Origin of the sequence: Mesorhizobium sp. M0848 (genome assembly GCF_040319805.1) — a bacterium.
Lineage (GTDB): Bacteria > Pseudomonadota > Alphaproteobacteria > Rhizobiales > Rhizobiaceae > Mesorhizobium.
This window is the reverse complement of record NZ_JAMYOM010000032.1, coordinates 26,503-38,315: the sequence shown is the minus strand read 5'-3', so window position 1 is coordinate 38,315 and position 11,813 is coordinate 26,503. Positions and strand designations below refer to the sequence as shown.

Here is an 11,813-nt window from a genome sequence, read left to right as displayed (position 1 = left end):
GTCAGTGCCCGCGTGTTGCGGCGATCTCGGCGCCGTAGCGCATCTCGAGAAGTGTTTTCAAGACCAGCGTGACGAGCGCCAGGCCCGCAAGCAATGAAGCGACGGCGAAGGCACCGACGGCGTTGTACTCGTTGTAGAGGATTTCGACATGCAGCGGCATGGTGTTGGTCAGGCCGCGTATGTGACCCGACACCACCGATACCGCGCCGAACTCGCCCATGGCACGCGCATTGCACAGGAGCACGCCGTAGAGCAGCCCCCATTTGACGTTGGGCAAGGTCACGTACCAGAAGGTCTGCCAGCCATTGGCGCCGAGCGAAAGCGCTGCCTCCTCGTCGCCATTGCCTTGTTCCTGCATCAGCGGGATCAACTCGCGGGCGACGAAGGGGAAGGTGACGAAGATTGTGGCCAGCACGATGCCCGGCACGGCAAACAGGATGACGATGCCATGCGCTTTCAGCCAGGTGCCGAGCAGCCCTTGGGCGCCGAACAGAAGCACATAAACGAGGCCCGATATGACCGGCGAGACCGAGAAGGGGAGGTCGATCAGCGTGGTCAGGAAGGCCTTGCCCTTGAACTCGAACTTGGCGATCGCCCAGGCGGCGGAGATGCCGAAGACGATGTTGAGCGGCACCGAGATCGCCGCCACCAGCAGCGTCAGCCGGATCGCCGAGCGGGTGTCGGCACTGCCGAGCGCTTCGGTGTAGGCACCGATGCCCTTGGCGAAGGCTTCGTTGAAGACGATGATCAGCGGCAAGAGCAGGAAAATGCCGAGGAAGGCGAAGGCGACGGCCATCAGAGCCAGGCGCGCAGGGCGGCTTTCCGTGACCGCCGCCGACTGGCTTTCATGATGCGGTTCGTAGGATTTGATCTCCGGGTCAGCCATAGCGCTTGCGGCTCCATGACTGTGCGAGGTTGACGACCAAAAGCATGATGAACGACAAAGCGAGCATGATCGCCGCGATCGCGGTTGCCGCCGGATAATTGTATTCCTCCAACCGAATAACGATCAGCAGCGGTGCGATTTCTGATTTGTAGGGCAAGTTGCCGGCGATGAAGATGACCGAGCCATATTCGCCGACGCCACGCGCGAAGGCGAGCGCGAAGCCGGTGACGATGGCCGGCGCCAGGCCCGGAAACAGGATGCGGGTGATGATCTGGAAGCGATTGGCGCCAAGCGTGGCGGCGGCTTCCTCCACTTCCTTGTCGATCTCCTCCATGATCGGCTGCACGGTGCGCACGACGAAGGGCAGGCCAATGAAGATCAGCGCGATGACGATACCGAGCGGCGTATAGGCTACCTTGATGCCGAGCGGCATCAGCAATTTGCCGATCCAGCCGTTCGGCGCGTAGAGCGTGGTCAGCGCGATGCCGGCCACAGCCGTCGGCAGGGCGAAGGGCAGGTCGACCATGGCATCGACGATGCGGCGGCCGGGGAAGCGGTAGCGCACCAGCACCCATGCGACCAGCGTGCCGAAGACGACGTTGACCGCAGCTGCGACGAAGGCGGTGCCGAAGCTGATTCTCAGCGCATTGATGGTGCGGCGATCGGTGGCGATCGCCCAGAATTCAGGCCAGCCAAGGGCGGCCGAGCGCCAGAGCAGCCCGGATAGCGGGATGAGGATGATGAGGGTGAGGTAGGCAAGCGAGAAGCCGAGCGTCAATCCGAAACCCGGAATGACGCTCGGCTGCCTGAATCGCCACCCCGCCTGGGCGGGTGCTGTGGTCATGTCGTCCTGAATATCGACTGCTTACTGGGGCTTGTAGATCTGGTCGAATATACCACCATCGCCGAAATGATAAGGCTGTGCTTTTTTCCAGCCACCAAACTGTGGATCGTCGATGGTTACGAGCTTGATCGGCGGCAGCTTGGCGAGGTCTTCGGCCGGCACCAGATCGGGCTTGGCAGGACGATAATGGTTCTTGGCGATGATCGTCTGTGCTTCTTTGGAATAGAGCCAGCTCAGATAGGCTTCGGCGACCTTGCGCGTGCCCTTGGCATCGACATTGGCGTCGACCACCGCCACCGGCGGTTCTGCCAGGATCGAGGTCGGCGGGTAGACGATGTCGAAATTGTCGGCACCGAACTCGTCGAGCGCCAGATAGGCCTCGTTTTCCCAGGCGATAAGCACATCGCCAAGACCCTTTTGCGCGAAGGTCACGGTCGAGCCGCGCGCGCCGGTGTCGAGCACCGGGGCATTGGCGTAGAGCTTGCCGACAAACTCCTTGGTCTTGGCCTCGTCGCCGCCGTCATTGGCGTTAGCGTAGGCCCAGGCGGCGAGATAGTTCCAGCGCGCGCCGCCGGAAGTTTTCGGATTAGGCGTAATCACCTGGACACCGTCCTTGACGAGGTCGCTCCAGTCGTGAATGCCTTTGGGATTGCCCTTGCGAACGAGGAAGATGATGGTCGAGGTGTAAGGCGCTGAATTGTTTTCGAATTTGGTGCGCCAGTCCGGATTGATCTTCTTCGCCTTCGAGACGATGGCATTAATGTCGCCTTCAAGTGCCAGCGTCACCACATCGGCGTCGAGGCCATCGATCACGGCGCGGGCCTGGGCGCCCGATCCGCCATGCGACTGCTGGACGGTGACCGTCTCTCCGGTCTCGGCCTTCCAATGCGCGACGAAAGCTTCGTCATAGGCCTTGTAGAGCTCGCGTGTCGGATCGTAGGACACGTTGAGAATGGTGGTATCGGCAAACGCGAAACCGAGCGTGCCGAACTGGACAGATGTGGCGACCAGTGCGCCGAGCAGTTTCCTGAAATGAGGTTTGGTCATTTCTGCCTCCGTTGAACCCGCGCCAAATCTACCGAATTGGTAGAAATTAGATGCATTCAATGTTGCCTTTTTTGCCCCTCTTGAGAAAATGTTCGACGCCATTTCGCCGTTAGGAGAAATATTTTCCTCTTGCGGCCAAAGGAAGAATCCATGGCCCGGCCACTCAGCCTATCTAGCAAGGGGCGGTGCCGAGGCAAGGTGTGGAATTTGGTCCGGTGCATCAATCGGCGGTGATGGGAAAGTCGAAACGCTGTCTGGCGAACGGTTCGCTTTTCAGCGTGAAGTGCCACCATTCCCTTGCATAGTTCTTGAAGCTGCCAGCGCGCATGGCGTCGACAAGCATCTTGCGGTTTGCCGCCGCTTCACTGGCAAGGCCGCGGTGGGCGGTTTCGCTCATCGGATCAAAGCAGTCGAAGCCGGTACCGAAATCGAGCGTGTCGGTATCAACCGCGCCACAGGCCGGGTTGGGGCTGGACCTGCGGTCCGTCCGGGCGATGGCGACGTCGACGGTCGAGCCTCGTGAATGGGTCGACAGCTCTCCGACATAGCCGTTGGCGATCAGGTCGCTGCGCCTGACCCTCGAATACCATTGCGGATCGGGCGGCCCGCCCTGTTTCGTCCATTCAGCCATATCGGCGACGGCGCGGGCAGGGCGATAGCAATCGAACACGACCAGCGTCAGGCTTTTGGCGACGATCGCCTTCTGCACACGGCCGAGTGCCTGGGCCGCCTGCTCGGTGAGGATGCAGGCCGGCGCGTCATAGCCGTTTACCTTGCGGTGCAGGAAATTGTCCGATCCGGCGTAGCGGATGTCCTGGCGGATCGAAGGGTCGACATCGGCGAGCCGGACAAAGCCGGCGGGCAGGGCGTCGGCGAAAGCGGGGAGGGTGACTGCCGCGATAAGGATTGTTGCTGCCAGTGCTGAGGCTGCTAACGATCGAGGATTGCGCGAGGCACCCCCCTCTGCCCTGCCGGGCATCTCCCCCGCAAGGGGGGAGATTGGCAGCTTTGCCGTTGCGTATTGTCTTTGACAGTTGGCGAAAGCGGAAAGGACATCCCATCTCCCTCCTTGCGGGGGAGATGGCCGGCAGGCCAGAGGGGGGTGCCTCGGAACAGGCATGGGGTGAGTATCCTGCTATCCGCTGAGCCTGTGGAAAGCCAATTCCATGAATCGCTTCTTGGCGCGATCTATTCGACAAACACCTTCACACTCGCCGCACGTCCCGCGGCGTCGATCACGGTCAGCGTCGAATAGCCGGCGCCATCGGGTTGCCAGGTCGCGGTGCGGCGGCGGTCGATGCCGGTGAGTGGCTTGCCATTGGCCAGCCAGCGGAACGGCGCACGGCCGCCTTGCAGCTTCAGCACCAGTGGCGAGGCGTCGGCCGAATTGGTGCCGAGATCGACGCGGGCGCCGTCGGGCGGGAAGATGATGGTCGGTGCGGGTTCGCTCACCGTCGCCTGCACCAGGCCGTCCGACCCGGCGCCGAAGCGGGCGAGCGTCACCGGGAGGTCCTCGCGCCTGGGGCTGAACATGCCGGGCGGTTTGCCCGGCAAGGGGACGGTGGCGAGGCCCGAGCGGACAAAACCCTCGAACAGGATGGGAGCGGCCGAGACATAGCCGGAAAGGCCGGGCACCGCGCCGGCATCGGGGCGGCCGACCCAGACGCCCAGCACATAGCGGCCGTCGAAGCCGACCGACCAGGCGTCGCGGTATCCGTAGGACGTGCCGGTCTTGTAGGCGATGCCGCGCTGCAAGGCACCCTCGGGCGGCTTGACGCCCGACAATATGTCGATGATCTGCCAGTTGGCCTGACCGTCGAGGATGGTGGCGCTGGTGCGCTCGGCATTGGCAGGCTCGGTGCCATCATGCAGCGTGTGCGTCTTGCCGCCATTGGCGAGCCCTGTGTAGAGCTGGACGAGGTCGCGCAATGTCACCCCGACGCCGCCAAGACCGATGGCTAGGCCCGGCGCCTCGTTAACCGGCAGTATGGGGTTTACCCCTGCCTGGCGGAAGCGCGCCATCAGCCGCGTTGGCCCGACCGCGTCGAGCACGCGGATCGCCGGCACGTTGAGCGACAGTTGCAGCGCTTGCCGGATGCTGACGTCGCCCTGATAGCCCATGTCGAAATTCTTCGGCCGATAGCCGGAGAAATCGACGGGGCTGTCGTCGATCAGCGTCTCCTGCGCCACCAGGCCCTGTTCGAAGGCAAGACCGTAGATGAAGGGCTTCAGCGTCGAGCCGGGCGAGCGGACGATCTTGGTCATGTCGATCCAGCCGGAGCGGCTGGCGTCGAAGAAATTGGCCGAGCCGACTTCACCAAGAATGTCGCCGGTGCGGGAGTCGGCCAGCACCATGGCGACCGACAGGCGAGGCCCAAGCTTGGTGGCCGCGTCCCTCGCCACCTGTTCCAGCCCTTCCTGGACGCTCTTGCGGATCGTCAGTTGCAAGGGCTGGCCGGGGACGGCCTTGGGCAACACCGCATAGGCGGCGTGTGCGGCGAGCGCCGGCAGGGTGCGGCGCAGGCCCGACACATCGTCGAGGGCGGCACGCGCAGCCTCGCGCTCGCCGAGCAGGCGGGAGGAGACCATTCGGGTCAGCACCCGGTCGCGGGCGGCGTGGGCGATCTTCAAATTGCGGTCGGGCCGGCGCTTTTCCGGCAGTTGCGGCAGAGCGACGAGCAGGGCGGATTCGGAAACGGTGAGCCGTTTCGGCTCCTTGCCGAAATAGGCGAGCGAGGCGGCGCGCACGCCTTCCAGATTGCCGCCATAAGGCGCCAGCGTCAGGTAGCGTTCGAGGATTTCGCGTTTCGACAATCGCCGCTCGATCTGGATGGCGCGCAGCATCTGCCTGACCTTGGAGCCGAGGCTGCGGCTTTCGCGCGGCTCGATCAGCCGGGCAAGCTGCATCGAAAGCGTCGAGCCGCCGGAGACGATGTGGCCGCTGGTGGCGAACTGGCCGGCGGCGCGGGCCAGCGCCAGCACGTCGACACCTCCATGGTCCCAGAAACGCTTGTCTTCATAGGTGACCAGCATGTCGACGAACTGCTTGTCGACCTGGTCGAGGCGGGTTTCGAGCCGCCAGTACCCGTCCGGCGTGGCGAAGGCGCGCAACAATTCGCCGTCGCGATCCTGGACTTCGGTGGAGACCGTGAGTTCGGCTGGAAGCGGGGGTGGGAAAGCACGGTCGAGTTCCCAGAGGCTGGCTGCGGAGAGCGCCAAAAGGCAGGCGCCCCCTGCGGCTCCAATAGCGAGTTTGCGAAGTATCTTCATGGCTGGAAAGACGCCCCCTCATCCGGCCGCTTCGCGGCCACCTTCTCCCCGATGGGGGGAAGAGACTGGCGCCGGCGCTGGTCGTCTCCTCTCCCCTCGGGGAGAGGTCGACCGAGCGAAGCGGAGGGCGGGTGAGGGGGCACTTTGCTTATCGCGTCCATCACCATCAGCGCCTTACGGCGCCTTGACCTCCATCATGCCGGTGGCGGTGCGGGCCGAATATTGCGGCCGGTACATGTCCTCCACCGTTGCCGCCGGGTGCGCATAGGTACCCGGCGTCACCGCGCGCACGACATAGGCGAGGGTCAGATTGTGGTCATGGTCGCCGTCGGCCGGGTTGAACGCCGCGACGAAACGGTCGTCGCGGAATTCGAGATGGGCCGCATCGGTCTGCGTCAGCCACGAGAAGTTCGTCAACTGGGCGCTGGACACCAGGCCGGGATTGTCGATCTCGAAGCCGGCCGGCAACAGGTCGGTGACCAGCAGGCGCGACGGCCATTTGTTCTGCTCGTTGACCTTAAGCACGACGACATAGCGTTCGTTCTGCGTCGCCTCGGTGACATTGGCTTCGGTGCCATCGAGCTTGTAGTAGGTGCGGCTGATGGTGAAGCCTTCGCCGCCGGCCGGCAAGGGCTGGACCGGCGACGCCACGGTGGTGACGACGGCCTGCAGCGGGGTCTTGCCGGTGTTGGCGATGGTCAGCGGGCTGTCGGCCAGGTCAGAGCCTTCGACCTGGTTGGAATAGCCGCCGGAGTGTGCGGCGCCATTGACGGCCAGCGTGATCGAATCATTGCCTTCCCTGAGCGCGCGGGCCGCCAGCAGCATCCAGGATTCGTCCTGGGTGCTGGTCCAGCGGGCTTCGGCGCGTTCCCTGGTCACCAGCTTGATCAGTTCCGGCACGATCGTCGGCACCGGCTTGGATTCCGCCGCAAGCGCCAGCATCGCCGCACCATCACGCAGCCGCGAACCGTAGTCGGAGCGGTAGTAGTCGTAGTCGGTGGTGGACTTTGCCAACTGCAAGGCGGTCTTGAAGGTGGCTTCGGCGCGCGGTGTATCGCCGTAGAGCGCCAGGCTTGCCGCCAGCTGGGCAACGGCCATCGGGCTTGAGAAAGCTTCGAGCTGGGTGTCCGCATAGTAGCGCAGGTCGCCGATCGAGGCCTTCTTGTTGCGGGCCAGAACGTAGAGGGCGTAGGCGATCTCGCTGCCACGGTCCTGGACGCTCTGGTCGTAGCCGAGCGAGTTCTGCAGATTGCTCAGCGCCTGGTTCATGGCCAGGCTCGGCACATCGTATTTCTGCTCGCGCGCCCTGGTCAGGAAGTCCGTGACATAGGCATCGAGCCACAGATCGCCGGAGCCCGGGCCCCACAGGCCGAAGCTGCCGCCCGAGGCCTGATAGCTCAGAACCTTGTAGATGGCATCCTGGATGCGGCCATGGATATCGGGATCGCTGGCCATGCCGACGCCGGAAGCCAATTCATTGACGTAGAGAAGCGGCATGGCGCGGCTGGTGGTCTGCTCGGCGCAACCATAGGGGTAGCGGTCGAGCGTCATCAGCAGCGACGGCACGTCGAAGGCGGCGGCCTGCGAAACGCCGACGCTGACGGAGGCGCCGTTGAGCAGGCTTGCCGCCAACAGTTCCTTGTCGACGCGCAGCGCTCCACCATCACCTTTGAGGTCGACCACCAGCCGGGTGGTCACCGGTAATTGCGCCGGGCGCACCGGCACATAGAGCGTCTGCTCCACCTTGGTGCCGTCGGCATGGGCAAGCTTGATGGTGAGCGAGGCATTGCCGGCCGTCTGAGCGATCAGCGGGACAGTCAACGTCTGGCGCTTGCCCTGGGCGAGCGTCAGCTTCTGGGGCAGGGGCTTGTCGCCGGTCGAGAGGTCGCCCGTCGTTTCGATCGAGAACGCGTAGTCGCCGGCCGGACCATCGGTGTCGGCGACATCGAGGCGCATGACGGCCGCGTCACCAGGCGCCAGGAAGCGCGGCAGGCCGGCGGTGATCACGATGGGATCGCGCACGATGACGTCGGATTGAGCATGGCCGACCGCGTCCTTGGTCCAGGCGACGGCCATGATGCGCACGGTGCCGTTGAACTGCGGGATGTCGAAGTCGATCCGCGCCTTGCCGTCGGCATCGAGCTCGACAATACCGGAGAAGAAGGCGACCAGCTTTTCGGTCGGCGGGCTGCCTTGCGCCTGCATGTTGGCGCCGTCGCCGCCGGTCCTGAGCTTGCCGGTGTTGCCCAGCGAGCCGTCGATCAGGCGACCGTAGATGTCGCGGATCTCCATGCCCAGCATGCGCTGACCGAAGAACCATTCCTCCGGATCCGGCGCCTTGTAGTTGGTCAGGTTGAGGATGCCGACATCGACGGCGGCAACCATGACATAGGCATTGCTGCCCGGCTGCACGCCGGCGACCGAAACCGGGATCGACAGCTGCTGGCGCGGCATGGTCTTGTCCGGCGGCGTCAGGGTGATGGCGAGCTTCTTCGAGCCCGGATCGACCTTCAGCCATTTCACGCCGATGGCGCGCGCCGGCATGCGCGTTTCCTGCGCCTCGCCCGGCCGGAACAGGGTTGCGGTGACATAGGTGCCGGCGCCCCAGTCGTCGCCGACCGGGATGTCGACCGTGCTGCCGCCGGCCGGCACGGATGCCGTGACGGTCTTCAACAGCTTGTCGGAACCGATGTTGATGAGAAGTTCGCCGGCAAAGTGCGGCGAGACTTTCAGCCTGGCCACTTCGCCGGCGGCATAATTGTCCTTGTCGAGGGCGATTTCGAGGCCGTCAGGCGTTTCGGTGGTGGTCGAGGAGACATACCAGCCGGCATCGAACTCGTAGCTTGTCGCCGGTCCCTCGGGATCCGATGTCTCGACTTCGAGGCGGTACTGACCCCAATCGACCGGCACGGAGACCGTCGCGTCGCCGTCGGCGCTGAGGTCGACCTGGCCGTTGGCGATCGACTTGGTGAAGGTGACCGGCTCGTAGTTCCAGGAATTGTTGGAGCGGTACCACTGGTAATTGCGCTCGACCTTGACCAGCGTCCACTGCGCGCCTTTCAGCGCCTCGCGCTTGCCGTCGGGATCGACGGCGATCAGGCTGAACTTGGCGGTGCCGCCCTGCGGCACTTCATTGTCGGCGAAATCCGGGCGGATGCCGATCATATGGCCTTGCGGGCGGGTACCAATGTTGAGCGAACGCTCGATGGCGCGGCCGCCGGTTTCGCGCATCCTCACCGTCACCTTGGCGTCGACCAGCTTGGTGGTCGAGGGCAGTTGGTCGACGGAGACCGGGAAGGTCACCTTGCCGTCGTCGCCAACCACCGGCAGATCGGCGAGGGGGGTGACCGTGGGTTCGGCCGACTGCTCGTCGGCGAGGCCGAAGGAAAAGCCCTGGAAGCGGTCCCAGTCGCGCGAAGTCGACAGCGTCAGCTCGCCTTCCAGCGCCAGGCCCGCCGCCGGCGCGCCATAGAGGAAGCGGCCGTCGATGTCGATGTTGGCGGTTTCGCCCTGGGCGATCTCCTGCTTGTCGGCCTTCATGTCGAATTCGATGCGATCCGGTACGAAATCCTCGACCAGGAACATCTGGCTGGCCACCGCCGGCTGCTTGGGATCGGTGTATATCGACACCGACCAGGTGCCGCGCATGGCGTTGGGTTCGAGCGGCAGGTCGACGGCATGGCCACCGGCCGAAGCGCCGTCACTGACGATGCGGCGGCTTTCGACACCGTCGGGGCGCGAGAAGACGAAGGTCAGCGGCAGGTTCTCGACCGCCTTGGCGGCGCCATCGCGGGCAAGGGCGGCGACATGGACATCCTCGCCGGCGCGGTAGATACCGCGTTCGGTCCAGGCATAGACGTCGAGCGCACCAGGCGCCGCGCGCCCGGTGACGCCGCGGTCGGACAGGTCGAAGCCGGCCCGGCCCATGTCGAGGAAGACGAAGTCATTGTCGCCCTGCTTGGCCATCAGCACGGCCGGGACCATGCCGCCGTCGCCGCGCGTCAGGCCGGGGTTGAAGACGGCATGGCCGTCGGCATCCGACGTCGCCGTGCCGAGAACCTCATTATTCCTGGCGACGAGCGTCAGTTCGGCGCCTGCTATCGGCTTGGCACTGCCCAGCGAACGGGCAAAGACGTTGAGCCCGTCCTGGCCGGTATAGGTCGACAGACCGATGTCGGAGACGACGAACCATTGCGTGGCCATCGAATTGTAGTCGTCGCTCTTGTCGTTGACGGCCTGGGCGGTCAGCACATAGACGCCGGGCTTGCGCTGCGGCAGCGCCTCGTCGACCGGGAAGGAGGTGGTGACCTCCTTGTTGAGATCATTGGCGATGTCGAGCTGGCCTTGCCAGACCGGCGCGCCCATCTGCTCGGAAATGTTGGAGATGTCATAGCCGTCGAGCTGGTGCAGGAACTGGTAGCCCGACAGAAGCTGGGCCAACGAACGGTCGCCGATGCGGTAGAGCTTCATCTCGGCGGCGTTCATGTTGACGGTGACGACGGGAATGCCGCGGCGCGCGCCGGCCGGCAGCACGAAGCTGTCACCGGTGAAGCGGGCGGACGGTGCGCGGTCCTGCACATAGATCGACAGCACCACGGGTGCCGCGGTCACTTCGCCGATGGCCGCCGGCAGGCCGGCGCGGAAGGTGACGTCGTAGTGCTGGCCATGCTCCAGTCCTTCGACGCAGATCTGCTTGTCCTTGGCTTCGACGCCCTTGGGTGGCGCGTTGTCGACGGTGACGAACTGCGCGTAGTCGACGCCGGTCTTGACCAGATCCTCGGAGAATTGCGCGCAGATGCGCGGCGCGCTGGTGTCGGCGTCGACGGTATGGTCGATGACGCGAAAACCCTTGCGGGCCTTGAGATCGGCATAGTCGGCCTGGACCGCCGGCGAAGGGTTCAGGGCAAGGCTGGCCTCATAGGCCTGCAGCGCCGGCCGGTAGAGATCGCGCTTGTCGAGCCCATTGCCGAGCAGCGCCAGCACTTCGGCGCGCGTCTTGGTGGTGCGCAGCAATTTATAGGCATTGAAAGCGGCCGACGTGCCGTTCGCCGGCAAAGTGGATGCTTCGGAGGTGCTTGCTGCGGGCTGAACGGCCAGCGTTTCACGCGCCAGGTTGAGCCAGAGCTGGCCATCATCGGGCAGCACCGAGACCGCGGCCTCGTATTTCAGCATGGCGGAGCGGTGATCGCCGGTCAGCACGGCCTGTTCGGCGGCGTTAAGCAAGGCAGCCATGCCTTCTGTCGGTCTGTCATAGGCCGGGCCGAGCAGCTTGTTGCGGTATTGCTGGGCCTGATCGGCCATCCAGTTGGGGAAGAAAGCGAGTTCCGGCGGCGCGCCGATATCAGGATCGCCATCGATGTTGACGACTTTGCCCGCGACCGCGCCGTTGAAGGTTTTCAACTGGTTGTAGTCGGATTTGAGGAAGCACCATTTGGCTTTTTTGTTGTAGGTGAAGGCGCGGCAGGCCGGGTCTCCCAGGCACGTCGTCTTGCACTGGTCGATTGTCACATTCTGGTCGGACCTGAGATCAAAGCCGAAATAGTCGGAATTGTCCGTTGTCGCTATTCGCCGGGCCTCGGCCGCTTGCGCGGCGCTGCTCCAGGCCAGGACATTGGCCCAGGCGAAAAACAGAAGAATCAGGATAGACAGACCACGAGCCGCGCGCATTGCCATAACACCCCTCCAGACACAGCTGACGTCCGGGCATGATCAAGCTTCAGTCAGGCTTGTCAACACAAGGACGCGGCAGGGTTCCGCCTGCCAGCG

The 11,813-nt window shown here is 64.3% G+C and carries 6 protein-coding genes; all 6 read right to left on the bottom strand.

Going from position 1 to position 11,813, the window contains the following annotated elements; all coding sequences use genetic code 11:
• Position 1: 1 nt before the first annotated feature.
• The 6 genes from cysW to NKH95_RS28720 all read right to left on the bottom strand — a co-directional run bounded on the left by cysW (position 2) and on the right by NKH95_RS28720 (position 11,720).
• The gene (cysW, locus tag NKH95_RS28745) at positions 2–886 is read right to left on the bottom strand and encodes a sulfate ABC transporter permease subunit CysW (protein ID WP_127270916.1); all 885 of its coding nucleotides are present in this window, start codon (positions 884–886) and stop codon (positions 2–4) included.
• A complete protein-coding gene (cysT, locus tag NKH95_RS28740; protein ID WP_013530875.1) occupies positions 879–1,730 on the bottom strand; it encodes a sulfate ABC transporter permease subunit CysT in 852 nt (283 codons plus the stop codon). The genes cysW and cysT overlap by 8 nt, the downstream gene beginning before the upstream one ends.
• Before the next feature lie 21 nt (positions 1,731–1,751).
• Positions 1,752–2,777 (bottom strand): sulfate ABC transporter substrate-binding protein, encoded by a 1,026-nt coding sequence (locus tag NKH95_RS28735; RefSeq protein ID WP_127271865.1) that lies wholly within the window; start codon positions 2,775–2,777, stop codon positions 1,752–1,754.
• 220 nt (positions 2,778–2,997) lie between these two features.
• A complete protein-coding gene (locus NKH95_RS28730) occupies positions 2,998–3,756 on the bottom strand; it encodes a M15 family metallopeptidase (RefSeq protein WP_352551700.1) in 759 nt (252 codons plus the stop codon).
• A 209-nt stretch (positions 3,757–3,965) separates the two neighbouring features.
• The gene (gene pbpC, locus NKH95_RS28725) at positions 3,966–6,047 is read right to left on the bottom strand and encodes a penicillin-binding protein 1C (protein WP_352893986.1); all 2,082 of its coding nucleotides are present in this window, start codon (positions 6,045–6,047) and stop codon (positions 3,966–3,968) included.
• A gap of 174 nt (positions 6,048–6,221) precedes the next feature.
• Positions 6,222–11,720 carry an alpha-2-macroglobulin family protein gene (locus NKH95_RS28720; protein ID WP_352893985.1) on the bottom strand — a complete coding sequence of 1,833 codons (5,499 nt, stop codon included), beginning with the start codon at positions 11,718–11,720 and terminating at the stop codon, positions 6,222–6,224.
• Positions 11,721–11,813 lie beyond the last annotated feature (93 nt).

Coding starts and splice junctions, on each gene's coding strand:
- cysW (WP_127270916.1), bottom strand. CDS start 886: ATGGCTGACCCGGAGATCAAATCCTACGAACCGCATCATGAAAGCCAG.
- cysT (WP_013530875.1), bottom strand. CDS start 1,730: ATGACCACAGCACCCGCCCAGGCGGGGTGGCGATTCAGGCAGCCGAGC.
- NKH95_RS28735 (WP_127271865.1), bottom strand. CDS start 2,777: ATGACCAAACCTCATTTCAGGAAACTGCTCGGCGCACTGGTCGCCACA.
- NKH95_RS28730 (WP_352551700.1), bottom strand. CDS start 3,756: ATGCCCGGCAGGGCAGAGGGGGGTGCCTCGCGCAATCCTCGATCGTTA.
- pbpC (WP_352893986.1), bottom strand. CDS start 6,047: ATGAAGATACTTCGCAAACTCGCTATTGGAGCCGCAGGGGGCGCCTGC.
- NKH95_RS28720 (WP_352893985.1), bottom strand. CDS start 11,720: ATGGCAATGCGCGCGGCTCGTGGTCTGTCTATCCTGATTCTTCTGTTT.